This is a genomic window from Vannielia litorea (assembly GCF_019801175.1).
GTDB lineage: Bacteria > Pseudomonadota > Alphaproteobacteria > Rhodobacterales > Rhodobacteraceae > Vannielia > Vannielia litorea_B.
Genome location: NZ_JAHVJR010000001.1, coordinates 1,694,239 through 1,718,676, shown reverse-complemented (window position 1 = coordinate 1,718,676; position 24,438 = coordinate 1,694,239). Strand labels below are relative to the sequence as shown.

General features: G+C 66.9%; 23 protein-coding genes and 1 pseudogene. 7 read left to right on the top strand and 17 right to left on the bottom strand.

Annotation, left to right across the window (positions count from 1 at the left end):
* Nucleotides 1–37: 37 nt before the first annotated feature.
* Together KUV38_RS08555 and KUV38_RS08550 are read right to left on the bottom strand one after the other, a co-directional pair.
* Complete coding sequence (locus KUV38_RS08555; RefSeq protein ID WP_222469634.1) at nucleotides 38–535, bottom strand: hypothetical protein; 498 nt, start codon at nucleotides 533–535, stop codon at nucleotides 38–40.
* Nucleotides 536–564: 29 nt separating this feature from the next.
* On the bottom strand, nucleotides 565–1,746 hold the full coding sequence (locus KUV38_RS08550) for a cytochrome P450 (protein ID WP_222469633.1): 1,182 nt from the start codon (nucleotides 1,744–1,746) through the stop codon (nucleotides 565–567).
* A gap of 45 nt (nucleotides 1,747–1,791) precedes the next feature.
* Here KUV38_RS08550 and KUV38_RS08545 point away from each other — a divergent pair, with 45 nt between their 5' ends.
* Together KUV38_RS08545 and KUV38_RS08540 are read left to right on the top strand one after the other, a co-directional pair.
* The gene (locus KUV38_RS08545; protein WP_222469632.1) at nucleotides 1,792–3,561 is read left to right on the top strand and encodes an ATP-binding protein; all 1,770 of its coding nucleotides are present in this window, start codon (nucleotides 1,792–1,794) and stop codon (nucleotides 3,559–3,561) included.
* Nucleotides 3,558–4,793 (top strand): sigma-54-dependent transcriptional regulator, encoded by a 1,236-nt coding sequence (locus tag KUV38_RS08540; RefSeq protein WP_222469631.1) that lies wholly within the window; start codon nucleotides 3,558–3,560, stop codon nucleotides 4,791–4,793. The genes KUV38_RS08545 and KUV38_RS08540 overlap by 4 nt, the downstream gene beginning before the upstream one ends.
* A 55-nt stretch (nucleotides 4,794–4,848) precedes the next feature.
* Here the strand turns inward: KUV38_RS08540 and purF are convergent, their stop codons facing one another.
* From purF to radA, 3 genes are all read right to left on the bottom strand, one after another.
* Nucleotides 4,849–6,306: an amidophosphoribosyltransferase gene (gene purF / locus KUV38_RS08535; RefSeq protein ID WP_222471019.1), complete on the bottom strand. Its 1,458-nt coding sequence runs from the start codon at nucleotides 6,304–6,306 to the stop codon at nucleotides 4,849–4,851.
* Between the two features lie 183 nt (nucleotides 6,307–6,489).
* Nucleotides 6,490–7,107 (bottom strand): CvpA family protein, encoded by a 618-nt coding sequence (locus KUV38_RS08530; RefSeq protein WP_222469630.1) that lies wholly within the window; start codon nucleotides 7,105–7,107, stop codon nucleotides 6,490–6,492.
* Between the two features lie 27 nt (nucleotides 7,108–7,134).
* Nucleotides 7,135–8,499: a DNA repair protein RadA gene (radA, locus tag KUV38_RS08525; RefSeq protein WP_222469629.1), complete on the bottom strand. Its 1,365-nt coding sequence runs from the start codon at nucleotides 8,497–8,499 to the stop codon at nucleotides 7,135–7,137.
* A gap of 135 nt (nucleotides 8,500–8,634) precedes the next feature.
* On the opposite strand from radA, the gene KUV38_RS08520 reads away from it, so the two are divergent.
* A complete protein-coding gene (locus KUV38_RS08520; protein WP_222469628.1) occupies nucleotides 8,635–9,729 on the top strand; it encodes a hypothetical protein in 1,095 nt (364 codons plus the stop codon).
* Nucleotides 9,730–9,813: 84 nt separating this feature from the next.
* On the opposite strand, the pseudogene KUV38_RS08515 reads toward KUV38_RS08520, so the two are convergent.
* The 9 genes and pseudogenes from KUV38_RS08515 to pyrC form a co-directional block, all read right to left on the bottom strand.
* A pseudogene (locus KUV38_RS08515) lies at nucleotides 9,814–10,236 on the bottom strand (paraquat-inducible protein A); the annotation flags it as partial.
* Between the two features lie 88 nt (nucleotides 10,237–10,324).
* Nucleotides 10,325–11,083 (bottom strand): ABC transporter ATP-binding protein, encoded by a 759-nt coding sequence (locus KUV38_RS08510; protein ID WP_222469626.1) that lies wholly within the window; start codon nucleotides 11,081–11,083, stop codon nucleotides 10,325–10,327.
* The gene (locus tag KUV38_RS08505; RefSeq protein WP_315898606.1) at nucleotides 11,080–11,865 is read right to left on the bottom strand and encodes an ABC transporter permease; all 786 of its coding nucleotides are present in this window, start codon (nucleotides 11,863–11,865) and stop codon (nucleotides 11,080–11,082) included. The genes KUV38_RS08510 and KUV38_RS08505 overlap by 4 nt, the downstream gene beginning before the upstream one ends.
* 10 nt (nucleotides 11,866–11,875) lie before the next feature.
* Nucleotides 11,876–12,925 carry an alanine racemase gene (gene alr / locus KUV38_RS08500; RefSeq protein ID WP_222469624.1) on the bottom strand — a complete coding sequence of 350 codons (1,050 nt, stop codon included), beginning with the start codon at nucleotides 12,923–12,925 and terminating at the stop codon, nucleotides 11,876–11,878.
* Nucleotides 12,926–13,002: 77 nt separating this feature from the next.
* Nucleotides 13,003–13,785, bottom strand: coding sequence for a DUF1194 domain-containing protein (locus KUV38_RS08495; protein ID WP_222469623.1), 783 nt, complete (start codon nucleotides 13,783–13,785; stop codon nucleotides 13,003–13,005).
* 76 nt (nucleotides 13,786–13,861) lie between these two features.
* Entirely contained in the window at nucleotides 13,862–15,187 is a 1,326-nt protein-coding gene (locus KUV38_RS08490; RefSeq protein WP_222469622.1) for an MBL fold metallo-hydrolase, read from the bottom strand.
* A gap of 92 nt (nucleotides 15,188–15,279) precedes the next feature.
* Entirely contained in the window at nucleotides 15,280–16,767 is a 1,488-nt protein-coding gene (locus KUV38_RS08485) for a replicative DNA helicase (protein WP_222469621.1), read from the bottom strand.
* A 216-nt stretch (nucleotides 16,768–16,983) separates the two neighbouring features.
* The gene (locus KUV38_RS08480) at nucleotides 16,984–17,661 is read right to left on the bottom strand and encodes an orotate phosphoribosyltransferase (protein WP_222469620.1); all 678 of its coding nucleotides are present in this window, start codon (nucleotides 17,659–17,661) and stop codon (nucleotides 16,984–16,986) included.
* A gap of 84 nt (nucleotides 17,662–17,745) precedes the next feature.
* Complete coding sequence (pyrC, locus tag KUV38_RS08475; RefSeq protein ID WP_222469619.1) at nucleotides 17,746–18,795, bottom strand: dihydroorotase; 1,050 nt, start codon at nucleotides 18,793–18,795, stop codon at nucleotides 17,746–17,748.
* Nucleotides 18,796–19,207: 412 nt separating this feature from the next.
* Between pyrC and KUV38_RS08470 the strand changes: the two genes are divergently transcribed.
* Together KUV38_RS08470 and KUV38_RS08465 are read left to right on the top strand one after the other, a co-directional pair.
* On the top strand, nucleotides 19,208–20,155 hold the full coding sequence (locus KUV38_RS08470) for a hypothetical protein (protein WP_222469618.1): 948 nt from the start codon (nucleotides 19,208–19,210) through the stop codon (nucleotides 20,153–20,155).
* 287 nt (nucleotides 20,156–20,442) lie between these two features.
* Nucleotides 20,443–20,673 (top strand): hypothetical protein, encoded by a 231-nt coding sequence (locus KUV38_RS08465; protein WP_222469617.1) that lies wholly within the window; start codon nucleotides 20,443–20,445, stop codon nucleotides 20,671–20,673.
* Nucleotides 20,674–20,710: 37 nt separating this feature from the next.
* Here the strand turns inward: KUV38_RS08465 and KUV38_RS08460 are convergent, their stop codons facing one another.
* Nucleotides 20,711–20,902 carry a hypothetical protein gene (locus tag KUV38_RS08460; RefSeq protein ID WP_222469616.1) on the bottom strand — a complete coding sequence of 64 codons (192 nt, stop codon included), beginning with the start codon at nucleotides 20,900–20,902 and terminating at the stop codon, nucleotides 20,711–20,713.
* A gap of 115 nt (nucleotides 20,903–21,017) precedes the next feature.
* On the opposite strand from KUV38_RS08460, the gene KUV38_RS08455 reads away from it, so the two are divergent.
* Both KUV38_RS08455 and KUV38_RS08450 read left to right on the top strand, forming a co-directional pair.
* Entirely contained in the window at nucleotides 21,018–21,638 is a 621-nt protein-coding gene (locus tag KUV38_RS08455) for a hypothetical protein (protein ID WP_222469615.1), read from the top strand.
* Nucleotides 21,639–21,806: 168 nt separating this feature from the next.
* Nucleotides 21,807–22,034, top strand: coding sequence for a DUF1127 domain-containing protein (locus tag KUV38_RS08450; protein ID WP_261384553.1), 228 nt, complete (start codon nucleotides 21,807–21,809; stop codon nucleotides 22,032–22,034).
* Nucleotides 22,035–22,109: 75 nt separating this feature from the next.
* Here the strand turns inward: KUV38_RS08450 and KUV38_RS08445 are convergent, their stop codons facing one another.
* Complete coding sequence (locus KUV38_RS08445; RefSeq protein WP_222469614.1) at nucleotides 22,110–23,093, bottom strand: phosphoadenosine phosphosulfate reductase; 984 nt, start codon at nucleotides 23,091–23,093, stop codon at nucleotides 22,110–22,112.
* Between the two features lie 97 nt (nucleotides 23,094–23,190).
* Nucleotides 23,191–24,378 (bottom strand): acyl-CoA dehydrogenase, encoded by a 1,188-nt coding sequence (locus KUV38_RS08440; protein WP_222469613.1) that lies wholly within the window; start codon nucleotides 24,376–24,378, stop codon nucleotides 23,191–23,193.
* Between the last annotated feature and the right edge of the window lie 60 nt (nucleotides 24,379–24,438).

The window sequence follows — 24,438 nt, the reverse complement described above, 5'->3', positions numbered from 1 at the left end:
TGATTTAGCAATGAAGTGAAGTGGTTGGGCGGGTAAGTTAATTTGCCTCGGCGAGCGCGTCGAAGACCGGTTCGAGCTTGCGGGCTAGGCCGGTGGAGAGGCCGTCGCGGATGACGCTTTGCTCGCCTGCGCCGATGCCGGAATCCTCCCAGAGCACCAGCCGCCCTTCGGGCACTTCGCGGTAGAGCGAGGCCCAGATCATGCCGCTGTTCGGCCCTGCGGTGGCGCGGATGTAGAAGGTCAGGTTGAGCGGCGCGATGAAGTCGAGGTCGTCGGGCGTGGGTGGAAACACATCGGTGCCGAAGCCCCATTCAGTCAGGCCGAGGTGGCGGTGCTTGAGACCCGCTTTGGAGGCCATTCCGGCGACCGAGGTGGCCAGCGGTGCGCACATGTCATTGGCGAAGCTCTCGCGGGTGAGGGTGACGCATTGGCTGATGATGCCATCGTAGCCCGAGGCCCGCTCGGGGGTGAGCACGCGCTCCTGCGCGGTGGCCGGAGAGAGGGAAAGGGCGAGGAAAAGAAGGGCGAACCGCATGAGAAACTCCTGAATGAATGGTCAGGAGGTTAGGCGGTGACGATCAGTTTTTCCAGCCCGTGGAAGTGGTAGACGGGGGCGTAGAGCGGCAGCTCGGCGAGCGAGAGGCCGGGGCAGGCGGTGAAGAGGGCTGGCAGGGCGATTTGCAACTCGAGCCGGGCGAGCGGCGCGCCGACGCAGAAGTGCAGCCCGGCGCCGAAGGCCATGTTGGAGGGGCCGCGGCGGGTGGGGTTGAAGCTGTCGGGGTCGGGGTAGGCATCGGGGTCGCGATTGGCTCCGGCGAGCAGGCAGGAGATGCGCTGGCCGCGTTTGAGGTGATGCCCGTAGATCTCGAAATCCTCGCGGGCGATGCGCTCGAAGATGTGCAGCGGCGGGGCGTGACGGAGGATCTCTTCGGTCAGCAGCGGGGCGTTCTCGGCGGATGAAGCATGGGCTGCAAGCTCATGTTCGCAAATGAGTTTTACCCCGTTACCGAGGGAGTGAACGGTGGCCTCGTGCCCGGCGTTCAGCAACAGGATGACGGTGGAGGTCAGCTCGTTTGCAGTGAGTTTCTCGCCCTCGGCCTCGGCGGCGATGAGCTGGGAGATGAGATCATCGGAAGGGCTGGCGCGGCGGCGGGTGATCTCCTCGGCGAGGAAGGCGGTGAAGGCCTGCGTGGCGGCGATGGCGGCCTCTTCCATCGCGCGGGTGCGGCCCGCCTGATACATGCCGACCATGGCGTTGGACCAGGCCAGAAGATCGGGCGCGCGGGCCGTATCGACGCCGAGCAGGGTGGCGATGGTGATCACCGGGAGCGGGCGGCAGAAGGCCTCGAGCAGGTCGAAGGGACCAGAGGGGAAGCGGGCGATGAGATCGGTGCAGAGTGCCTCGATTGCCGGGCGCTGCGCCTCGACGGTGGCGGAGGTGAAGGCCCGCAGCACCAGCCCGCGCAGGCGGGTGTGGCGGGGCGGGTCCAGCTCGAGCATCGAGTGGGCCTCGACATCGTAGAAGGGTTGCAGCCGTTCGGGCACGGGCGGCGCGAGACCGGCGGGCATCTCGCGACCGAGGCGACGGTCTTTCAGCAGGCGTTTGACCTGGGCGTAGCCTGCGGCGGCGAGTTGGCCATAATCCTCCCACAGAAACAGGTCTCCGGCGGCGCGGGCGCGGTGATAAAACGGGTAGGGGTCTTGCACGAAAGCCGGGTCGGTCGGGGATTGGGAGAGCGCCTGCATGGCGGCGACGCTTTCAGATGCGCATCGGATTGTCTAGGAAGAGGCATGACGCGACGGTGGCTCGTTATCCTACTCTACCTCGCCGCGGCGGCGCTGATCAGCGTGGCGGCGGGCTGGGGGGCTTTTGTGTCGGCGCTGGACGAGGTGGAGCGGCGCGGGCAGAGCGATTTGCGGCTTACCTCGCAGCGGCTCACGACACAGCTTCAGAGCTATGCCGAGCTGGCGGTGGCACTGGCCGACCGGCCCGAGCCGCAGGCGCAGGTGGCGGGACGTGGCCCGTCTGACTGGGTGTCGAGCCTGTTGGTGCGCCATGCGGATATGACCGGCAGCGCGGCGATCTTTTTGACCGACGAGGACGGGCGGATGCTGGCCTTTACCGGCGAGACCGCCCCGGCGCAGCTGACCGGCCCCGAGATCGTGCGGGCCCGGCAGGGGGCGCTGGGGAGCAGCCACCGGGTGGCGGAGGAGAGTGGGCGGCGGCTCTACTCCTTTGCCGCGCCGATCTTCGCGCCGGACGGGCCGGTGATGGGGATCGTGGTGGTGCAGGCGGACCTGCGGCTCATCGAGCTGGACTGGGCGGGCGACCCGGTGCCGGTGTTCTTTACCGACAGCGACGGCGTGGTGTTCGTGGCGAACCGAACCGAACTGCTGATGATGAGCCGGGACGGAGCGGCGGGCGAGGGGGTACATGCGGGCGCGGCGTTGAAGCCGTTCATCGGCTACCGCCCGTGGCAGGCGGGGGGGCGCGACCTGTGGTGGGTCGATGGCGGGCCGTATATTCCGCGCGCGGCCTTGCATCTGGTGCAGGAGTTGCCGGTGATCGGGATGCGGGGCGAGGCGCTGATCTCGCTGGCACCTGCGTTGCGGCTGGGGGCCTTGGCGACGGCGGCGGTGGCGGCGCTGTGCCTCGGGTTCGGGGCCTTCCTGTTCTTGCTGTCGGAGCGGCGGCGGGCGCTGGCGGAGCGGCTGGGCGTGGAGGCGCGGGCCAATGCGGTGCTCGAAGCGCGGGTGGAGAAGCGCACCGAGGCGCTTCAGGCGGCGAACTTGCGGCTGAAGGCGGAGGTGCATGAGCGCAAGGAGGCCGAGGCGGCGCTGCGCCGCGCGCAGGCGGAGCTGGTGCAGGCGGGCAAACTGAGTGCCTTGGGGCAGATGAGTGCGGGGCTGAGCCATGAGCTGAACCAGCCGCTGATGGCGATCCGCTCGTTTGCGGAGAATGCCGAGAGCTTTCTGGACCGGGGCAGTCCAGAGAAGGCGGCGCAGAACCTTGGCCGGATCGGCGACCTCGCCCGGCGGATGGGGCGGATCATCCGCAATCTGCGGGCCTTTGCCCGGCAGGAGAGCGAGCCGATTGGCCGGGTCGATTTGGGCGCGGTGGTGGAAACGGTGCTGGAACTGGTGGAGGGACGGATGGTGCAGGCGGGCGTGGCGCTCGATTGGGCCGCTCCGGAAGCGCCGGTCATGGTCCGGGGCGGGGAGGTGCGCTTGCAGCAGGTGGTGTTGAACCTCGTCAGCAACGGGATCGATGCGATGGCGGGGCGCGAGGAGGCGGAGTTGGGGATTGCGATCGAGCCGGGAGCGCCGGTGCGGCTGAGGGTGCGCGACAGCGGCGCGGGGATTGCCGAGCCGGACAAGATCTTTGACCCGTTCTACTCCACCAAGGAGGTGGGCGCGAGCGAGGGCATGGGGCTGGGCCTGTCGATCAGCTACGGGCTGGTGCAGAGCTTTGGCGGCAACATCCGGGGGGAGAACCGTCCGGGCGGCGGTGCGGAGTTTACGGTTGAGTTGCAGCCCGCCGGGTTGGAGGTGGCGGCATGAGCGGGCTCAGGCGGGTGCTGGTGGTGGATGACGATGCTGCTGTGCGCGAGGCGCTGGGGCAAACGCTGGAGCTGGCTGAGATCGAGCCGATCCTCGCGGGCAGCTACATCGAGGCGAAGGACCACATTGGCCCCGAGTTCGAGGGGGTCGTGGTGAGCGACATTCGGATGCCGGGGCGGGACGGATTCTTTTTGCTGGCGGAGGCGCGGCGGCGGGATGAGGAATTGCCGGTGATCCTGCTCACCGGCGAGGGCGATGTGCCGACGGCGGTGAAGGGGATTGCCGAGGGTGCCTTTGACTTTCTGGAAAAGCCCTGCGGCCCCAAGGAGTTGGTGGGCGTGGTGGAAAAGGCGCTGAAGGCCCGCGCGCTGGTGCTGGAGAACCGCCGCTTGAAGCGGGAGCTGGAGCGTGGAGATGCGGCGGCGCGGATGATCTTTGGCCATTCGGTCGAGGCGCAGGGGCTGCGGCGGCAGGTGCGTGCGGTGGCGCGGGCGGGCGCCGAGGTGCTGGTGACCGGTGGCCCCGGCTCGCAGACGGCGAAGGTGGCGGAGGTGATCCATCTGCTCTCGCCCGCCGCGCCGCAGCCCTTCGTGAAGCGCCTTGCGGCCTCGCTCGACGAGGCGCGGCTCGATGCGGCGATGGAGGCGGCGGGGGCGGGCACGCTCTTTCTGGACGAGATCAGCGCTTTGCCGGCGGCGGTCCAGCTTGTGCTGCTGGATCGGCTCGAAGCGCCGGGAGAGTCGCGGATCATCGCGGGCACCACGCGTGACCTTGTGGCCGAAATGGAGGAGGGCCGCTTTGCCGCCGATCTCTATTACCGGCTCGACGTAATGCATGTGCGCATTCCGACGCTGGAAGAGCGGCGGGAGGACATTCCGGTGATGTTCCGGGATTACGTGGCGCAGGCGGCGGAGCAGGCGGGCATTCCCGAGCCGGAGGTGAGCGAAGAGCATCTGGCGGAGTTGATGGCGCAGGATTGGCCGGGCAACTCGCGCTCACTGATGAGCGCCGCGATGCGCTTTGTGCTGGGCATGCCGGGCGAGGTGCAGGAGGCCGCCGAGCTGGGGCTGGCGGAGCAGATGGCGCGGGTGGAGAAATCGCTCATCGTGGCGGCGCTGGGGCGGCAGAACGGGAACGCCACGGCGGCGGCGGCGGCGCTGCACCTGCCGCGCAAGACCTTCTACGACAAGCTGGCCAAGCACGGGCTGAAGGCGGAGGATTTCCGGCGGTAGGGTGCGGGGTGCCTGGGGTCACCCACGGGGCAAGCCCGGGGATGACAGCGTTCGGTTACTCGGCGGCGGTCTTCATCTCGAAGCCCTGCTCGATCATGTCGGCAGGTTCGACCGGGTATTCGCCCGAGAAGCAGGCATCGCAGTAGGCCGGGCTCTTCGGGTCGCGGCCCTTGGCCTCGCCCACGGCACGGTAGAGGCCATCGAGCGAGATGAACTTGAGGCTGTCGACGCCGAGGTAATCGGCCATTTCATCGGCGCTCATGTTGGCCGCCAGAAGCTTGCTGCGTTCGGGCGTGTCGACGCCGTAGAAGCAGGGCCAGGCTGTGGGAGGTGAGGCGATGCGGAAGTGGACCTCGGCGGCGCCCGCGTCGAGGATCATTTCCTTGATCTTGCGGGAGGTCGTGCCGCGCACGACGCTGTCATCGACGAGGATCACCCGCTTGCCCTTGATCAGGGCGCGGTTGACGTTGAGCTTGAGCCGGACGCCCATGTTGCGGATCTGGTCGGTGGGCTCGATGAAGGTGCGGCCCATGTATTGGTTGCGGATGATCCCCATGCCGTAGGGAATGCCGCTTTCGAGGCTGAAGCCGATGGCTGCCGGGGTGCCGCTATCGGGCACGGGGCAGACGAGATCGGCCTCCACGGGCGCTTCTTTGGCGAGCTCGCGGCCAATGGCTTCGCGGGTCTCGTAAACAGAGCGGCCACCGAGGATGGAATCGGGGCGCGAGAAATAGACGTGCTCGAAGATGCAAAAGCGGCTCTTCTTGGGGCGGAAGGGGTGGCGGCTATCGACCCCGTCCTTGGTGATGACGACCATCTCGCCCGGCTCGATCTCGCGGACGAATTCGGCGCCGATGATGTCGAGTGCGCAAGTCTCGGAAGAGAGCGCCCAGCCGTCGCCGATTTTGCCAAGCACGAGGGGGCGCACGCCCAGCGGGTCGCGCACGCCGATCAGCTTTGTGCGGGTCATGGCGACGATGGAAAACGCGCCTTCGACCCGGCGCAGGGCATCTTCGAGTCGTGCGGGCACGTCACGCTGCAGCGAGCGGGCCATCAGGTGGATGATGCACTCGGAGTCCGACGAGCTTTGGAAGATCGAGCCGCGCTCGATCAGCTCGCGGCGCAGGGCACCGGCGTTGGTGATGTTGCCATTGTGGGCAATCGCCGCGCCGCCCATGGAGAACTCTCCAAAGAAGGGCTGCACATCGCGGATCTGGGTGTTGCCCTTGGAGCCGGCGGTGGAATAGCGCACGTGGCCGATGGAGAGCGGCCCGGGCAGCGTATCCATCAGCGAGGCCTTGGTGAAGTTGTCGCGGACGTAGCCGAAGCGGCGTGCGGAGTTGAAGCCGTGCTCGGCGTCATGGCTGACGATGCCGCCAGCCTCCTGGCCCCGGTGCTGCAGCGCGTGCAGACCGAGCGCGACGAAGTTGGCGGCCTGTTCGACGCCTGTCACGCCGAATACGCCGCATTCCTCGCGGAGCTTGTCATCATCGAAAGGGTGCGCGGGGGGCATGGCGGGGTGGCCGTGCTGAGTGTCGGGCAAGGGGCAGCTCCGAATCCGGCTTTGTGGGCGTTGGCCCCCGTTTAACGCTTGGGGCGGCGGCTGTCATCCCTTTGTCACGAGAGGGTGACGCGGGAAGGCGAAAGGTGCGCAATGAATGCGCACCCTCGGTTGCTATGCGGCTTTTGCGGGCCGTCAGTTGCCGGTGGCAGGCTGCTCGGGCAGGGCAGTCGGGTCTGCCGGGGCGACGGCGGGGGCGCCGCAGGCGCGGTCTGTCAGGTTCTCGAATTTCTCGCGGAACCAGTTCATCACGCCCTCCTGATCGGCGATCTCGCCGTCGATCCGGGTTTTCGCCGAGCCGAAGAGCTTGGCGGTCTGGCTGTCATCGACGAAGGCGAGGCTCTCGGATCCTGCGATGAAGTCGTAGAGCACCAGCGCGATGGCGATGAGGATCAGCCCGCGCAGGGCGCCGAAGAGAAAGCCGAGGCCCTGATCGAGCGCGTTGAGCGCCGAGCGCTGCACGAGGCTCGCGAAGAGCGGTGTGAAGAGGGCGAAGATGACGAGGCCGATGGCGAAGACCACGACGAAGCCTGCGCCGGTGGCCAGTTCGCAGTTGTCCAAGAAGTCCTGCACAACCGGGATTTCCTTCACCAGCGGCACGGCCTGCGGGGCGAAGAGATAGGCCAGCACCGCGGCACCGACCCAGCCCGCGATGGCGAGGATTTCGCGGACGAAGCCGCGGGAGTAGGCAAGAATTGCCGACAGGACGATGACGACGGCCACGCCCGCGTCGAAAATGGTGAAGCCTTCCATGTGCTCTCTTCTTGCCTTTCCGGTCTCTCAGCCTGCGCCGAACATCTCGCCCACGAAGCCCGTGAGGTCTGACATCTTGCGCAGATCCATGCCCCCGCTGGAGGTGGCCTTTGACCCCTCCGCCAGCGTTGCGGAGGAGAAACCAAGTTTTTGCGCCTCTTTCAACCTGTTTTCGGTTTGCGAGGAGGGGCGGAGGGCGCCGGTGAGGCTGATCTCGCCGAAAACCACCATGCGGGGCGGCAGGGCCACATCCTCGCGGGCCGACAGCAGGGCGGCGGCAACGGCGAGGTCGGCGGCGGGTTCGGAGACGCGTAGGCCGCCTGCGACGTTGAGGTACACATCCATCCCCGCAAAGGGGATGCCGCAGCGGGCCTCGAGCACGGCGAGGATCATTGCGAGGCGGCCCGAGTCCCAGCCGACCACGGAGCGGCGTGCCTGACCGGCGGGCGCAGGGGCGACGAGGGCCTGAAACTCCACCAGCACGGGGCGGGTGCCCTCGATTCCGGCAAAGACGGCGGTGCCGGGGGCGGGCGTTTCATTGTCGGACAGGAAGAGTGCGGAGGGGTTGAGCACCTGCGCGAGGCCTTCGCCTGTCATCTCGAAGACGCCGATCTCATCGGCGGGGCCGAAGCGGTTTTTCACCGCGCGAAGGATGCGGAACTGGTGACCGCGCTCGCCCTCGAAGTAGAGGACGGTATCGACCATGTGCTCGACGACGCGGGGGCCTGCGATCTGGCCTTCCTTGGTGACGTGGCCGACGAGGATGACGGCGGTGCCCCGCCGCTTGGCGAATTGGGTCAGCTCATGGGCGGCGGCACGGACCTGACTGACGGAGCCGGGGGCAGCCTCGACAGTGTCGGACCACATGGTCTGGATCGAATCGATGATGCAGAGGTCGGGGCGCTCGGCGTCGAGCGTGGTGAGGATGTCGCGCAGGCTCGTCTCGGTGGCGAGTTTCACGGGTGCATCCGCCAGACCGAGCCGCTGGGCGCGCATGCGGACCTGTGCCGAAGCCTCCTCCCCCGAGATGTAGATGGTTTTTTGCCCCGCGAGGGCGAAGCGGGCGGCGGCTTGCAACAGAAGGGTGGACTTGCCGATGCCGGGATCGCCGCCGACGAGCGTGGCGGAGGCGGGCACGAGGCCGCCGCCGAGCACGCGGTCAAACTCATCGAGGCCGGAGGTGGTGCGGGGCGGCGGGGCCTCGGGCGAGGCGAGATCGGCCAGCGCGATGGTGCTGCCCTTCTTGGCGCCGAGGCCCTTGCCTTTGGGGCCGGAGGAGAGCGGAGCCTCTTCAACGATGGTGTTCCACGCGCCGCAAGCGTCGCATTGGCCCGACCATTTGGAGTGGGACGCGCCGCAGGCGGTGCAGGAGAAGGCGAGGGCTTTGGCCATGCGCTTTCATGCCCGCTGGGGCGCGGATTGGAAAGGGGGCGCCGGAAGAGAGTTGAGGCTTGCGGCGGGGGATATCTGAGCCGGGAAAATGATCGGTGTTGGTGCTTGCCGGAGCGGCGAGTTATGGGTGCAGGCATGTTCGAGACCCTGACATTGCAGCCGTTGAGGTTGCCCGAGGATGCGCCGGTGCGGCGGGAGCGTTTGGCACCGGAGGCGGCGCGGGGGCCGAGGTATGACGCGATGTTTGACTTTCGCACGCTGGCCTACGGCGCGGTGCGGGCGAAGGGCGGGCTGGTGCTGGTGTGCCCCAAGCTGGGGCCGCTGGCGCGGGTGCTCAGGCGCGCGCGGTTTTCGGGCGGGTTGCGCTGGCGGGGGATGCGGCGGTTCAGGCGGTATGACGAGGTCTGGCTGGCGGGCAGTCCGGGGGAGGTTCTGGAGGTGGCGCTGCCGGAGGAGGCGGGCGGCGCGGTGCTTGCAACGCAGGTGCTGGGGCCGAGGCCGGAGTTCGAGGGGCTGGCTTGCCTGACGACCAAGAGCAAGGACAATGACCTGACGTGGATCGGCGACTGGGCGCGGCATCATGTGCGCGCGCAGGGGGCGGAGGGCGTGGTGCTGTTTGACAACGGCTCCAGCGCCTATGCGCCTGAAGAGGTGACGGAGGTGCTGGCGGGGGCCGGGCTGAAGGCGGCGCTGGTGGTGAGCGCGGACCTGCCGTTTGGCCCGACGGCGCTGAAGCCGCCGCGGCATCTGGCGCTCTACTTTCAGACCGCCACGCTGAACCTTGCCCGCCACTGGGCGCTGAAGGGCGCGGGAGCGGTGGCGGTGAACGACATCGACGAGCTCTTCCTCTCGCGTGGGCAACGTACGATCTTTGAGGCGGCGCGGGAGAGCCGGCTGGGCTACGTCACCGCGCAGGGCCATTGGCGGACACGGGAGGGCGCGGGGCCGCCGCGGCATGTGGAGCATGTGCTGCGGGATGTGCCGGAGGCGCTCTGCAAGGAGAAGTTCTGCGTGGTGCCGGGCGGGCCGCTGCGCTGGTTTGGTTGGGATGTGCATGGCGTGGGGCGTTACCAGTTCAATCGGCTGGTGCGGGCCCAGGACCTCTGGTTTGCACATTGCCGCGAGATATCCACGGGCTGGAAATACAAACGAGAGGGTGCGCAGGGGCCGGTGGAGCCCTGCGAGGAGACGCGGGCGGCGCTGGCGGCCTCACTCGGTGGTGGGGCGTAGCGGCGCGGGCTCGGGTGTGGGGTGCAGGGGGGCGGCTTGCGGGCTGCCCGGGGCGGGCAGGGCGGCGCGTTTGCGGCTGCGTTCGGTGGCCCATGAGATGCCGATGGAGGCGAGGATGCAGGCGGTGAAGAGGTAGAGGCCCCATGCGGTTTCGACCTTGCCGAAGCCGATGCCCTTGGCGACCACGATGTAGAGCGCGATCAAGAAGATATCGGCCATCGCGAGCTTGCCGAGCAGGTGCAGCGCGGGCAGCACCTTGCGGTGCATCAGGCCGAAGTGCAGCAGCGCGAGGCCGATGGTCTTGAGGTAGGGGGCGAAGAGAGCGAAACCGGTGACGAGGAGGGCGAGGAACACGTCCTTGCCCCAGAGTTCCTGCAGGCCGGAGATCACCGAAATTTCGGACAGGCCAAAGAGCGGCAGAAGGCCAGCGCGCAGCAGCGGAGCGAACCACGCGACGGGGAAGAGCAGGAGGAGCGAGAGGTTTGCGAGCTTGAGGGCGAGCGGCAAGGGCGGGCCTTTGGGCGGTTCAGGACACCCTTCACATAAGATCCTTGTTGCGCGATGTGAAGCCGGGGCCGCGCGCCAGACGCAGGCGTTAGCGCAGTGTTTCGATCGGCCCGGTGGCGCTGCCGGTGATGAACTGTGTCAGGTAAGCGTCTGATGCTGCGTCCATTTCGGCGACCGGGCCGGTCCAGCGGATCTTGCCGGCGTGGAGCATGGCGACATCGTCGGCGATGGCGCGCACGGAGGTCATATCGTGAGTGATGGTCACCGCTGTGGCGCCCATTTCGACCACGATCTCGCGGATCAGCTCGTTGATGACGCCGGCCATGATCGGGTCGAGGCCGGTTGTCGGCTCGTCGAAGAAGATGATCTCGGGGTCGGCGGCGATGGCGCGGGCAAGACCGACGCGTTTTTGCATGCCGCCCGAAAGCTCGGCGGGGAAGAGATCGGCGGTCTCGGCACCGAGGCCGACGCGGCGGAGCTTTTCGATGGCGATGTCGCGTGCCTCGGCCTTGGGGCGCTTCAACGCGCCGCGTAAGAGGCGAAAGGCGACGTTTTGCCAGACGGGGAGCGAGTCGAAGAGCGCGCCGCCTTGGAAGAGCATGCCGAAGCGGGCGAGGAAGGCCTCGCGGGCCTTGGCGGATTTGACCGCGGCGACGGGGGCGCCATCGACGGTGATGCTGCCTTGATCGGGGGTGACGAGGCCGAGGATGCACTTGAGGGTGACCGACTTGCCGGTGCCCGAGCCGCCGATGATGACCATGCTCCGGCCCTTGCCGACCGACAGATCGACCCCGCGCAGAACATCCTTTGGGCCGAAGCACTTATGGACGTTTTGCAACTCGATCATACGGAGAAGAACGCTTGGGTGAGCAAGAAGTTGGCCGCGAGGATGAGCACGGCGGCGGCGACCACCGAGGACTTGGTGGCTTGGCCCACGCCCTGCGCGCCGCGGCCGGAGTTCATGCCGTAGTAGCAGCCCATCAGCGCGGCGATGAAGCCGAATGCGGCGCCTTTGACGAGGCTGGAGACGATGTCGAGGGTCTCGAGGAAGTTCCATGTGTTTTGCAGGTAGGCGGCGGCGTTGAAGCCGAGGCGCTCGGTGGCGACGAGGAAGCCGCCCATGACGCCGATCACATCGCCTACGGCCACCAGTGCGGGCACGGTGATGAGGGCTGCGAGCACGCGGGGGACAGTGAGATACTTCATCGGGTGGGTCGATAGGGTGACGAGCGCGTCGATCTGCTCTGTGACCTTCATGGTGGCGATCTCGGCGGCCACGGAGGAGGTGACGCGGGCGGCGATCATCAGGCCGACGAGCACGGGGCCGAGCTCGCGCACCATGCCGATGGCGACGATCTGCGGCACCACCGCCTCGGCGTTGAAGCGGGAGCCGCCGGAGTAGATTTGCAGTGCCAGCGCGCCGCCCGTGAAAATGGCGGTGAGGCCGACCACGGGAAGGGAGAAATACCCAACGTTCAGAATGGCTTGCCACAGCTCCTTGAGGTAGAAGGGCGGGCGGGCCATGTGGCTGAGGGTGGAGAAGAGAAACAGCGCGACCCGGCCAATGGCGGCCAGCAGCGCAAGGGTGTTGCGGCCGATGAGCGCGAAGGGGTGGAGGAGCGTGGCCACGGGCCTCGGCTCAGCCCGCGCGGCCGGAGTAGCGGCGGGCGTAGCGGGGGCCGAGGGAGGTAAGGATTTCGTAGCCGATGGTCTTGCCTGCATCGGCGACCGCATCGACGCCCTGCTCAGGGCAGAGCAGCGACAGCTCGCGCGGCTCACGCTCGAGGCCGGAAATGTCGACGGTGATCGCATCCATCGAGACGCGGCCGAGGATCGGGCATTCGATGCCGTCTGACCAGAGGCTGCCAGTATTGGTGAGCGCCCGCAGGATGCCATCGGCATAGCCGCCCAGCACGGTGGCGGTGGGCGTGTCGGCCTCGGCCTCCCATGTGGCGTTGTAGCCGACCGCCTCGCCCTTCAGCACGACGCCGGTTTGCACCACGGGCAGGTCCAGCTGCACCACCGGGCGGGCGTCGGTGAAGGGGCGGCCGCCGTAGAGGCCGATGCCGGGGCGGGTCAGCTCGAAGTGATATTCCGGCCCCAAGAGGATGCCGCCGGTCGCGGCAAGGCTGCGGGGGATGCCGCAGCCTGCCGTCAGCTCGCGGAAAAGGGCGACCTGCGCCTTGTTCTGCGGGCTGGCCGGCTCGTCGGCAGAGGCGAGGTGCGACATGATCAGCCGCGGCTTGCGCGGAACGGCGACATCGCGCACCGCGGCCCATTCGCCCGGCTCCATGCCGAGCCGGTTCATGCCGGTGTCGAGCTGGATGCCGAAGGGGGCGTCGGGCAGGGCCTCGAAATGGCGGGTGAGCTGGTCGATCGAGTTGATCATGGGGATCAGGTCGAGATCGTTCAGCATGTCGGTGTCGCCGCGCATGTGCCCGGAAAACACGTAGATTTCAGGCCCGCGACCGAGGGCGTTGCGGATGGCGCCGCCCTCTTCGGCGTGGGCGACAAAGAAACGGCGGGCGCCTGCGTGGGCCAGTGCGCGGGCCACGCGGCCTGCGCCAAGGCCGTAGCCGTTTGCCTTGACCACGGCACCGGTTTCGGTGCTGCCGCCGGAGGCCGCATCAAGCGCCGTCCAGTTGGCGGCGATGGCGTCTAGATCAATCGTTAACTGCCCGGTTCCCATGGGTTGGGGTTGTGCGTTTGGCGGCGGGCGGCGTCAAGCGTGAATGCGCGCTGCGGTGCGGCGAGGGGAGGCTTGAGCTAGGGCTCGTCCCAGTAGCGGCGGCGCTCCTCCCACATCTTCTCGCCGATGAGGCAATCGAACTTGGCTTGGGCGCGGATGATCTGGGCGGGCGGTGGCAGGCCGGCGATTTCGAGCACCAGCTTGCGGCGGACGGCGGAGGCGAACTCGTTCCACTCCAGCACGGGGATGACGAAAGCGCCGGGGCCGCCGATGACGCAGTCGCGGTAGTAGAGGTCCAGCCCGCCGATATCCCAGTTACCGGATAGGCCCTCGTTGGTCATGAGGGGCAAGCCGTTGATGACGATGCCTTTTTCGACAGCGGCGTTGCGGGCGCGTTCGACGAGGCTGCCCTGATTGTTCGGCCCGTCTCCGGACACGTCGATCACCCGGCGCAGGCCGGTGAAGGCGTTTTTCTCGATTGCGTCCATGCCGTACTCGATGGCGCCGGATATGGAGGTGCGGCGCATGCCGCCGGCGAAGGTCTGGCTGAGGGCCTCCGCGAAGGCGCGGGCATCTTCCTGCGTCTGGATAACGGTCCAGGGGACGATCTCGCGCTGGGTGTAGTTGCCAGCCCATTCGACGTAGGTCACCGCGATGGAGCCAAGCAGGCCCGATTGCACGGCGGTCATGACCTCGTTGGAGAGGATCGCCTCGGCATAGCCGCGCCGCTGGATCTCGACCTCGTTCGGGGTCATCGAGCGGGAGACATCGACCATCAGGGCGAGCTCGACATCGACCTCGATCTGCTGGGCCTGAGCGGGCAGGGCGGCGAGGGCGAGGGCGAGGAGAGCGTTGCGCATGAGGGGGATCATGCGGGAGGTGGTGATTCTGGGGAAGAGGGTCGCGCGGTTGTGAACGGGGCAGGGCGGCAGGCAATCAGCCCTTGCCGTGCATCCGGGCAGAGACGCCGCGCAGGCGCTCAAGAAACACGCCGATGACCTGCCGCTCGAAGATGAGGCCGGGGCCGAAGCGGATGCCGAGGTTGTTCAGGTTCTCGATGGCGAGGCTGCGGGCGGCGCGGGAGAAGCCGCCGGGGCGGCTCTCTTCAAGGCAGCCGTTCACGGTGAGCGTGTCGAAGCCGAAGGAGTTGGAGAAGAGAAACCAGAGCGACTCGGAGTGCATGGTGAGGTCTGCGGGTGCCTCGGTGCGGGTAAAGCGGCGGCGGGCGATGTCGATGGAGAAGGTCTCGCCGATGTCGTCGCAGTGGACGGTGACGGGTTGGAACACGCGGATCGGGCTGGCGAGCTGGGCCAGCCGCATGGCCCATGTGGCGTTGTTGCGGTGGACCCGCTCGTCCCAACCCTCGAAGGCTTCGCGCAGTGTGCCGGGGCTGCGGCTTTCGTACTCCATCAGATCGAGGGGCGCCTCGGCCTTGGCCTCCCAGAAAGCCACGGCGGCTTGCGAGGCCTCCGCATCGGGCGCGGTGAAGGTGTCGCCGGGTTGCATGACCTGGAGGGCGAAGGGGGCGTCGGCGAAGGCTTGCGCCACCGTGGAGGCGCGGTTGGCGGCGTCGTTGAGGTAGGCGTTGCGGGTATTGGCGAAGGCCACGAAGCTGGCGAAGGGGATGACAGTGGAGGGCGTGAGCACCTCGGCCTGAATGCGGATGTTCTCGAGCTTTTCGCGGGCGGCCTCTTCGCGCCATACGCGGTTCTCCGGCCCGCCTTTCCACGCGGCGTAGGAGAACTGGGTGAGGAGGATGTCGCAGGGGCCGACCGCATCGCGGACCTCTTCGGCGCGGGCCCGGGTGGCGATGGCGCAATCGTTGAGGTTGAGGATGTGGGTATCGCCGACGCGGATGGAGAGGGCGGAATCGTAGAACTCATCTTTCAGGCAGGTGAGGGTGAGGCTGCCTGCGGTGAGGGACGTGCCGAAGGGCATTTCTGTCAGGTCGAAACCCTTGGCGCGCAGAAAGCCCGCGACGCGCTGATCGGCGATTTTCTGAAACAGCAGCTTGATGCCCCGCGCTTTGATCGTGTCGCCATGGGCGGCGAAGAAGGCGGGGGAGAAGTGATCGGGGTGCTCGTGGCTGATCCAGATGTGGGTGGTGCGGGCGAGCAGGGCCTCGACCTCGGCGGCGGGCGTTTTGTGCAGGAGGGACCAGCCCTTGTGGAAGGCGGGGCCAGCGTACCACGGGTCGGTCAGCAACGCAGTGCCCGCATGGGCGATGCGGACGGAGGCGTGGTTGACGAACTCGATTTCCATGAGCGGGGTTGTCGCGTGGCGGGCGCCTGCGGGTCAAGGCGGCGGGGGATTATCCCGCCCCGCACGAGACGGGGCGGGTGGTTCTTGCCTGCCTAGAATTGATCCACCTGTCCGCCGCCCTGCTGCCAGGGCTGGACGAGGTTGCCGAAGCGGGTGAACTCGCTCTCGAAGCTCAACTCCACCGTGCCGATGGGGCCGTGACGCTGCTTGCCGATGATGACTTCGGCCTTGCCGTGGAGGCGCGCCATGCGCTCCTGCCATTCGGCCATCTTGTCGAGTTGGTCGTCGGAGGGCTTCTCACGCTCGGCGTAATACTCTTCGCGGAACACGAACATCACCACGTCGGCGTCCTGCTCGATCGAGCCCGATTCCCGCAGGTCGGAGAGCTGGGGGCGCTTGTCGTCGCGGCTCTCGACCTGACGGGAGAGCTGTGAGAGCGCGATGACGGGGATGTTCAACTCCTTGGCGATGGCTTTCAGGCCCATCGAGATTTCGGCGATCTCCTGCACCCGGTTTTCGGCTGTGCCGCGCAGCAGCTGGAGGTAGTCGACGATGATCACGTCGAGCCCTTGGGTGCGCTTGAGGCGCCGGGCGCGGGCGGCGACCTGGGAGATCGGCAGGGCCGGCGTATCGTCGATGAAGAGCGGGCAGGCCTCGAGCGCTTTGGCCGCCTCGACGAAACGGCGAAACTCGGTTTCGTCCATGTCGCCTTGGCGGATCTTGTGAGAGCTGATCTCGGCGGCCTCGGAGAGAATCCGGCTGGCCAGCTGTTCGGCGCTCATCTCGAGCGAGAAGAAGCCCACCACGCCGCCATCCACGGCGCCCTCGTTGCCATCGGTCAGCTGGCCGCGCTTGTAGGCCTTGGCGATGTTGAAGGCGATGTTGGTCGCGAGCGAGGTCTTACCCATCGAAGGGCGACCGGCGAGGATGAGCAGGTCAGAAGGGTGCAGGCCGCCGAGCTTGCGGTCCATGTCGGCCAGCCCGGTGGAAATGCCGGCGAGGCCGCCCTCGCGCTGGTAGGCGGCGTTGGCGACATTCACCGCGTCGGTCACAGCCTTGAGGAAGCTCTGGAATCCGCTCTCGGTGCGGCCCTGCTCGGAGAGCTTGTAGAGCGCCTGTTCGGCCTCGACGATCTGGTCTTTCGGTTCGGAGGCGACGTTTACGTCGGAGGCCTTGGCGGCAATGTCGCGGCCCAGCCCCATCAGCTCGCGGCGGATCGCGAGGTCATAGACTATCTGAGCGTAATCCTTGGCGGCGAAGCTGGCGACGGCGACACCGGCCAGCTTGGCAAGGTAGGCGGCGCCACCCACATCTTTAAGGCCCGGCTCGTCCTCGAGATAGCTCTTGAGCGAGACCGGTGTGGCCGCGAGGTTCTTGGCGATCCGCGCGGCGGCGACCTCGTAGATGCGGGCGTGAAGCGGGTCGTAGAAGTGCTCGGAGCCAACCACCATCGCGACACGGTCGAAGATGTCGTTGTTGGTGAGGATGGCTCCGAGCAGCTGCTGCTCGGCCTCGATGTTATGCGGCGCAGTGTCCTGCGCCTCCGACCCTTCCGGCCGGAAAGCGGTGATCTCGTTCATGCTGCTCGGTCCCCCTGTGGAGGAAGGTGATACTGTGATTCCGCGCCCGAGGGGTATCTGGAAATCTCTGTGGATAAGAGGCTTCAAACCCTGTGGGGCGGTCGGGCTCCGGGGGTGGTTTTACCACATCTTGCGGTTTCGCGCGAGAGCGGCCTCAAGATCGGCGCTGTCCCGAACCGGGCGACTCGGGGTTTTCTCAGGTTTTATCCCCTGAAATTAATTCCCGTGTTGTTCCCGCCACTTGGCCGGATCGTTCAGGAAAGCCTCGACCCCGTCGAGCGTTTCGGCATCGAAACTGCCGCGCTCGCGGGCGACGGCCAGAACATCCCACCAGGTGCAGAGGTGGTGCAGGGTGACGCCATGATCGCCGAGGGTTTTCTCGGTTTCGGGGAAGATGCCGTAGTAAAAGATGACCGCCGTGTGGGCGCAGCTTGCGCCGGTTTCGCGGATGGCATCGACGAAGGAGATTTTCGAGCCGCCGTCGGTGGTGAGGTCTTCCACCAGCAGCACCCGCTCACCCTCGGCCATCGCGCCCTCGATCCGGGCGTTGCGGCCATAGCCCTTGGGCTTCTTGCGGACGTAGCTCATGGGCAGGGCCATGCGGTCGGCGACGAAGGCGGCGAAGGGGATGCCCGCGGTCTCGCCGCCTGCGATGTTGTCGAAGGCCTCGAAGCCCGCGTCGCGCATGACCTTCACCACCAAAAAATCCATCAGGGTGGAGCGGATGCGCGGGAAGCTGATGAGCTTGCGGCAGTCGATATAGGTCGGGCCCTTCAGGCCGGAGGAATAGGTGAAGGGCTCGCGCTGGTTGAAGTGGACGGCCTCGATCTCCAGCAGCATCCCCGCCGAGATGCGGGCAATCGTGGCGTCATCGAGGTGCGAGGTGGGGATCATGGCGCGGCTCCTGTCATTTTCTTGCTGTAAATACTCAATCGTCCGGCATCGCAAGGCGCGGGGCGGCCGCTTTGGCGCGTGCGGTCAGAGCTCGTCCTCGACGTGCCAGTGCAGCGGGCGGCCGGGATCGAACACCACGACGGGGCCGTTCTCGGTTTCGATCTGTGGCGGGAAGGTGAGGGGCTCGTCCTGACGGCTCAGGGTGATCGTGGCCTCGTTGGGGGGCAGACGGTAGAAGGCCGGGCCGTTGAGCGAGGCATAGCCTTCGAGCTTGTCGAGCGCGCCTGCGTCTTCGAAGACGGCAGCCAAGCAGCTCATGGTGACGGGCGCGGAGAATACGCCGGCGCAGCCGCAGGGGCTTTGCTTGTCGCTGGCGAGGTGAGGCGCGCTGTCGGTGCCGAGGAAGCAGCGGGAGAAGCCGGAGGTGGCCAGAGTGGCGAGGGCCTCGCGGTGGCGCTCGCGTTTGACCACGGGCAGGCAGTAGTAATGCGGGCGGATGCCGCCGACCAGCATGTGGTTGCGGTTGATCATCAGGTGATGCGTGGTGATCGTGGCGCCGAGGTCATCGCCGCCCTCGCGCAGGTATTCCACCGCGTCGGCGGTAGTGATGTGCTCCATCACCACGCGCAGGCCGGGCGTGGCTTGGCGCAGCGGGTCGAGCACGGTTTCGATGAAGCTGGCCTCACGGTCGAAGATATCGACATCGTGGGTCGTGACCTCGCCGTGGACGCAGAGCGGCATGCCGATCTCGGCCATCTTCTCCAGCACCGGGCGGACCTTATCCATGTCACGCACGCCGGAGGCGGAGTTGGTGGTGGCGCCTGCTGGGTAAAGCTTGACCGCCTTCACGAGGCCGGAGGCGTGGGCCGCGGCGACATCTTCGGGGTCGGTCTCTTCGGTGAGATAGAGGGTCATCAGCGGCTCAAAGAGGCCGACGCCGGGCGAGGCGGCGAGGATGCGCTCGCGGTAGGCCATGGCGTGGGCCATGGTCACCACCGGCGGCACGAGGTTGGGCATGATGATGGCCCGGGCAAAGTGGGCGACGGTCTCGGGCAGGACGGCCTTGAGCATCGCGCTATCGCGCAGGTGCAGGTGCCAGTCATCGGGGCGGCGGAGGGTGAGGCGCTGGGTCATGGCGCAGGCATAGCGCGACAGGCGGACGGGCGCCAGTGGGGCGAAATGGGGTGTTTGGCGACGGCGTTGACGGGGCTGACGCCGGGGTAGCGGTGATTGTGCAGCGATTTCACAGGGATGGCGGGTGGAGGGCGCGCCGGGCCTGCTGCATTGCGGCATTTTTGTGTTGCCTGCTTGCTGTGCAACTGCGTTCAGATCAATGAAAAAAGGTTAAAAGTGATTGCCTGCGGCGAGATGGGGTCTTTTCGCGGGTGCAGCAATTGTATAGGTTGACCGGGAAGGTGGCCTTTGTGCCTGCCGGGCTGTGCGTGCTTCAGCGGGCGGTCCGGATCGGGGGCGGGCTGGCGAGGTTTGCCAGGTTGAAGGCCCTTGGGGCGATCCTCCGGGGGACAGTGCAGAAAGAGGATATCCAATGCGGCAAGCATTCACGGCGATCGACATGTGGCGCAATGGCGTTGTGCTCTGGAGTTCGATGATCGAAACCCAGGTGAACATGGCCCGCGCGGGCTTTGGCATGATGGAGTTCTGGCCCGGCACCGGTGAGCGGATCGTGACCAAGCCGAAGCCGAGCAAAGCCCCGGCGAAAGCACCGGCCAAGACAAAGGCGCCCGAGAAGGCGGCAGCCGAGGTTGTGCCGCTTGCGCCCAAGGCGGAAGAGGCCCCGGCCAAACCTGCTGCGAAGAAACCGGTGGCGAAGAAGCCCGCGGCCAAGAAGGCTGTTGCGAAGAAAACGGCCGCGAAGAAGCCTGCAGCCAAGACCGCCGCGCCGAAACCGGCTGCCACCAAGGCAGCACCCAAACCTGCGGCGAAGAAGCCTGCTGCCAAGGCCACGCCCGCTAGCAAAGCTGCGGAGAAGGTGGAGACCAAGACGGAAGCCCCGGTGAAAGCGCCGGAAACTCCGAAGGCTGCGCCCGCCAAGCCTGCTGCCAAAGCCGCGCCGAAGCGCCGGACGGCGGCGAAGAAAGCCGCGCCGAACCCTGCGGTTGCGAAGAAGACGGCAGCGCCGAAGCCCGCGACTGAGGTGAAGTCGGAGGCGCCGAAGCCTGCGGTGGAAGCGAAACCCGAGGCCGCGAAGCCTGTGGCGGAGGCCAACGTTGAGGCTCCGAAGGCCGCGCCGGAGACGAATGCGGAAGCGTCGAAGTCCGAGGCCAAGCATGAAGCGCCGAAGCCGGACGTGAAAGCTGAAGCGCCCGCGCCCAAGGCCGACGCTCCCGAAGCGAATGCCGAGGCTCCGAAGGTGGAGGAGGCGAAAGCCGAAACACCCAAGCCTGCGTCGGAGGCCCCTAAGGCGGAAAGCTCTGCGCGGCGTCCGGGCGGCAAAGGCAAGATCACTCTCGCGCCCGATTTCGAGCCGCGCTGAGGCGGATCGGGTCGAATCGCGACCCGCAATGACCGCAGCCACAATGGCGGAGGCCCGCATCTGGGCCTCCCCTTTCAAGGAGCACCCCACTGGCCCCCTACATCCCCACACAGGCTGACCCGTCGTGGCCAAGCCTTTCGACCGTCCGGCCCGAGCGGCTGGCGCTGGAGGTCTGGTCCACCGGCCTTCAGGCCGCGTGGCTGGTGGCGGAGAGCCAATCTGTCATCTCGCACCGGTTGATGGGGTTTTCGGGCCTCGAGCCGCGAGGGCGGGACGAGGTGCACCGGATGTTTCTGGAAAAGAGCACGGCATTCTCGGCGGCGGCGATTGCCGGGGCGATGCTGGCGCTCAGCGGGCGGCGGCCCGATGAGATCTGGCGGGCGATGATGCACCCGCTGCGCTATACCACAGCGCGCAACCTGAGGCGGCTGCAACGCATTCGCACCCTGCATGGCGGCAGACGCCGCATGGCGCGGGCGCGGTTGGGCGCTGGGTTGAAACACCGGATGGCGGAGTAGGGCCCGAGCCACCACGCGAAGCGACGGCGCGGCGCGGTCAGCTCCGTGCGCTGAGCCTGCGCTGGCGGCGGGCCTCTTCCAGCTTCACGGCCTCTTCGCCCTCTTCATCCTCGAACCATTCGTCCGGCGGAAGCTGCGAAAGATCCGGAAATCGCAGGAAAACCACAGAGGGCCCATCGGCCCCGGGCGGCTTGCTGCCGCGGTCTGAATTGCCTTGATCGTTCGACATGCCCCACCATACCACGAAACTCTTGCCATATGCCTGCACCTTCGGCATTTCCGCAAGGGAGCGTAGGGATTGTGTGACACTTGGCAGCGGCCAAAGCGCTTGGGGAGCGGTTACGATGGCGATTTCGGTCAGATTATTGCTTGCGGCGGGTGGAGCGTGCGCCGGGCTGGCGGCGCCCGTGTCGGCCGACTGCCCGCAGCCCGGAGACCTCGCGGATGGCATTTCCCTGCGGGATGACAGCGGCGGGGTTACCACCTTTCGCCCCGGCGCGGCGCCGGGGGAGGTGATGGAAACCACGCTCTTTGATGACAACACCGGCTTCTTCGTTCGTTCCACCGGCGGGCTGCTGGTGGAAGAGAGCCATGACATCGAAAACGGCGCGCCGGTGGAGAGCACCGTTGTCGATACACGGTTCGAGGGCACGGAGCAGGCCTTTCCAGTGGCTGAAGGGCGGCGGCTGGAACTTGCTGGCACCGAAGTGGATGCGACAGGCGCAGAGACGGCGATCACCGTGCTGATCGAGACCAGCTTGATGCGGCAGGTGCTCTATGGCGACTGCGCTGTGCAGGCGATTCCGGTGCGGATGACCTATACCTACGGCGGCGAGGCCTCGGAGGTGGAGTATCTCGACTACCTGCCGGAGTTCGGGATCTCGCTGTTTCTTGGCGCGGGCGAGCTGGGCGGGGCGCCGGACATCTACCGGATCGTCGAGCTCTTCAAGGCGCTGCCGCAGTAATCTGACCGCGCCTTCGCGCCTGCGGCATTTCTCTCCTCAAACTTTCTGCGTTGCAGCAGGCGCAACCCGGGCATGCGGGATTGTCTGTGGTGGATCAGTCACTTGGCAGCCTATGTTGAAGGCAAGGGAGGAAACCACAGAGACAAAGCAGTTCCAGGAGGTTTCCAGATGGCAACGCAAGCAACTGACATTCAATTCGCCCGCCCCGGTTTCATGGCCCGTGTGGGTGCCGGTTTTGACCGTGTTCTGACCGCCCTCGTGGCGATGGCCGAGGCCAACCCGCGGATGAAGGCGGTGAAGCGCCTGAGCGAGATGAGCGACGAGCAACTCGACGCCCGTGGCCTGAAGCGCGAAGACATCGTGCGCCACGTGTTCCGCGACATCTACTACGTGTAAGTGCTGCCTGCGGGCGCAGAGCCCGCGTGCAACGCCCGCCTGTTCCGGGAGGGACGGACGCAAGGAGGCTGCCGTTTATTCGGCGGCCTCTTTCTGTTTTTGCGGGCTGTCAGGGTCTGGCTCGGGGCCGGGCGGGGGCAGGCTGCGCCCGGACTTGGCCAACGCCTCGCTGGAGGCGGCGAAAGCATCGCGGAAGCGCGGCCAGTCGAAGCGGGCGAGCGCGGCGCGCGCGGCCAGCCCGGTGAGCCAGGGCCTTTCGGTGGCGGCAAGCTCGCCGACGAAGCGGCGCAGCCATGGACCGAACCGGTGACGTGACCGGTAGAGCTTGGCGAAGCCCTCTGGCGTCAGCTTGCCACGGGTGGCTGCGCGGAGCATCGGCTCCAGCACGCCCATGTCTTCGAGGTCGGAGTCCAGCCGATTGCCTAGCCAGCGTGTGGGCAACGGGGTGACATTGGGCGAGCGGAAGAGCGAGGCGTGGACCGCGTCCTTGGTGTTGGCGGGGTTGTAGACGATGAAAGCGGCTTCGGCGGCCTCCAGCATGGCGGGGGCGTAGCCGTAGCGGCGGGTGAAATCGGTGCGCCGCATCGCGGGGTAGCGGTTGTCCCAACGAGTGAGGGGCGGGTGTAGGGTGGCCAACGGGGCCAGAAGGACGGCGGTGGAGAAGGGCGCACAGACCGAAAAGGCCGCTGCCGCGTAGCCGCAAGGGCCGCAGCCGTAAAACACGACCCGGTCGAACTCGTCGAAGAAGCCCTCGTCGACCAGCCCGTCGAAATAGTCGAACACCTCCGGCACCCGGAAGAAGCCATCGGTCTCGGAATAGAGGCAGAGCTGCGAGCAGCCTTCACGCCCGGCGATCTGGAGGCCGTAAGGTAGGGCGCCTTGACCGTTGTCGCGGATCGTTTCGGCCATCTCGAAGGTGACGAGCAGGGTCTCGCCATCTTCGGTGAAGAGCGCGCCGTGGTCTTCGCCGAGGCGCAGATGGGCCCCCTGCTCGGCGCCATGTGCGTCGAGCGTCACGCGCCAGCGGGCGCGGCGAGTGGATTCTTCCGTCTGGGTCATGGCAGCCCCGGCGCACCCCACGTGCGCTTCCGGGGATAACCATAAAACCTAAGCGGATCGGAATCCATCGCCTGCAAGCGCTGTTTCCGAATGAGCGCTAGAAGAACGCTTGGAGGCCGGTTTGTGCACGCCCGAGGATCAATGCGTGGATGTCGTGGGTGCCCTCGTAGGTGTTGACCGTTTCGAGGTTGGCGGCGTGGCGCATGACCTGGAACTCCTCGGAAATGCCGTTGCCGCCATGCATGTCACGCGCGATGCGGGCGATCTCGAGCGCCTTGCCGCAGTTGTTGCGCTTCATCAGGGAGATCAGCTCGGGCGGGCAGCCGGAACCGTCGAAGAGCTGGGCGGCGCGGAGGGCGCCTTGCAGGCCGAGGGCGATCTCGGTTTGCATATTGGCGAGCTTGAGCTGGAAGAGCTGGGTGCCCGCCAGCGGCTTGCCGAATTGCTTGCGGTCGAGGCCGTATTGCCGTGCGGCGTGCCAGCAGAATTCGGCGGCGCCCATCGCGCCCCAGGCGATGCCGAAGCGCGCACGGTTGAGGCAGCCGAAGGGGCCGGATAGGCCCTCGGCGTTGGGCAACAGCGCATCATCGCCGACTTCGACGCCATCCATCACGATCTCGCCGGTGACGGAGGCGCGCAGGCTGAGTTTTCCGCCGATCTTGGGCGCGGAAAGGCCTTTCATGCCTTTCTCCAGCACGAAGCCCTTGATCTTGCCGCCATGCTCCTCGGACTTGGCCCAGACCACGAAGACATCTGCGATGGGGGCGTTGGAGATCCACATCTTGGAGCCGGTGAGCTTGTAGCCGGTGGCGGTTTTCTCGGCGCGGGTTTTCATGCCGCCGGGGTCGGAGCCGGCATCGGGCTCGGTCAGGCCGAAGCAGCCGATCAGCTCGCCGGAGCAGAGGCCGGGCAGGTACTTTTTGCGCTGCTCGTCGGAGCCGTAGGCGTTGATCGGGTGGATCACGAGGGAACTCTGCACCGACATCATGGAGCGGTAGCCCGAGTCGACGCGCTCCACCTCGCGGGCGATCAGGCCGTATGATGTGTAGGAGGCGCCGAGGCCGCCGTATTCCTCGGGGATGGTCACGCCGAGCAGACCGGCGGCGCCCATGAGCGGGAAAAGCTCGGGCGCGACGGTGGCCTCGCGGTAGGCCTCGACGATCCGGGGGGCCAGCTCGGCCTGGGCAAACTCGGCGGCGGCGCGGGAGAGCATGCGCTCGTCCTCACCCAGCTGGTCATCGAGGTGGAAGGGATCTTCCCAGGTGAATGTGGCTTTGTCGGACATTTGCGTCTCCTCCCGATGGTTCGGGGCGCAAGGTAACGGATTGGGCGGCGGAGGAAAGGG

What these genes read in the sequence shown, in the direction of transcription:
- KUV38_RS08555 (WP_222469634.1), bottom strand. Translation starts at nt 535, where the DNA reads ATGCGGTTCGCCCTTCTTTTCCTCGCCCTTTCCCTCTCTCCGGCCACC.
- KUV38_RS08550 (WP_222469633.1), bottom strand. Translation starts at nt 1,746, where the DNA reads ATGCAGGCGCTCTCCCAATCCCCGACCGACCCGGCTTTCGTGCAAGAC.
- KUV38_RS08545 (WP_222469632.1), top strand. Translation starts at nt 1,792, where the DNA reads ATGACGCGACGGTGGCTCGTTATCCTACTCTACCTCGCCGCGGCGGCG.
- KUV38_RS08540 (WP_222469631.1), top strand. Translation starts at nt 3,558, where the DNA reads ATGAGCGGGCTCAGGCGGGTGCTGGTGGTGGATGACGATGCTGCTGTG.
- purF (WP_222471019.1), bottom strand. Translation starts at nt 6,306, where the DNA reads ATGCCCCCCGCGCACCCTTTCGATGATGACAAGCTCCGCGAGGAATGC.
- KUV38_RS08530 (WP_222469630.1), bottom strand. Translation starts at nt 7,107, where the DNA reads ATGGAAGGCTTCACCATTTTCGACGCGGGCGTGGCCGTCGTCATCGTC.
- radA (WP_222469629.1), bottom strand. Translation starts at nt 8,499, where the DNA reads ATGGCCAAAGCCCTCGCCTTCTCCTGCACCGCCTGCGGCGCGTCCCAC.
- KUV38_RS08520 (WP_222469628.1), top strand. Translation starts at nt 8,635, where the DNA reads ATGTTCGAGACCCTGACATTGCAGCCGTTGAGGTTGCCCGAGGATGCG.
- KUV38_RS08510 (WP_222469626.1), bottom strand. Translation starts at nt 11,083, where the DNA reads ATGATCGAGTTGCAAAACGTCCATAAGTGCTTCGGCCCAAAGGATGTT.
- alr (WP_222469624.1), bottom strand. Translation starts at nt 12,925, where the DNA reads ATGGGAACCGGGCAGTTAACGATTGATCTAGACGCCATCGCCGCCAAC.
- KUV38_RS08495 (WP_222469623.1), bottom strand. Translation starts at nt 13,785, where the DNA reads ATGCGCAACGCTCTCCTCGCCCTCGCCCTCGCCGCCCTGCCCGCTCAG.
- KUV38_RS08490 (WP_222469622.1), bottom strand. Translation starts at nt 15,187, where the DNA reads ATGGAAATCGAGTTCGTCAACCACGCCTCCGTCCGCATCGCCCATGCG.
- KUV38_RS08485 (WP_222469621.1), bottom strand. Translation starts at nt 16,767, where the DNA reads ATGAACGAGATCACCGCTTTCCGGCCGGAAGGGTCGGAGGCGCAGGAC.
- KUV38_RS08480 (WP_222469620.1), bottom strand. Translation starts at nt 17,661, where the DNA reads ATGATCCCCACCTCGCACCTCGATGACGCCACGATTGCCCGCATCTCG.
- pyrC (WP_222469619.1), bottom strand. Translation starts at nt 18,795, where the DNA reads ATGACCCAGCGCCTCACCCTCCGCCGCCCCGATGACTGGCACCTGCAC.
- KUV38_RS08470 (WP_222469618.1), top strand. Translation starts at nt 19,208, where the DNA reads ATGCGGCAAGCATTCACGGCGATCGACATGTGGCGCAATGGCGTTGTG.
- KUV38_RS08465 (WP_222469617.1), top strand. Translation starts at nt 20,443, where the DNA reads ATGTTTCTGGAAAAGAGCACGGCATTCTCGGCGGCGGCGATTGCCGGG.
- KUV38_RS08460 (WP_222469616.1), bottom strand. Translation starts at nt 20,902, where the DNA reads ATGTCGAACGATCAAGGCAATTCAGACCGCGGCAGCAAGCCGCCCGGG.
- KUV38_RS08455 (WP_222469615.1), top strand. Translation starts at nt 21,018, where the DNA reads ATGGCGATTTCGGTCAGATTATTGCTTGCGGCGGGTGGAGCGTGCGCC.
- KUV38_RS08450 (WP_261384553.1), top strand. Translation starts at nt 21,807, where the DNA reads ATGGCAACGCAAGCAACTGACATTCAATTCGCCCGCCCCGGTTTCATG.
- KUV38_RS08445 (WP_222469614.1), bottom strand. Translation starts at nt 23,093, where the DNA reads ATGACCCAGACGGAAGAATCCACTCGCCGCGCCCGCTGGCGCGTGACG.
- KUV38_RS08440 (WP_222469613.1), bottom strand. Translation starts at nt 24,378, where the DNA reads ATGTCCGACAAAGCCACATTCACCTGGGAAGATCCCTTCCACCTCGAT.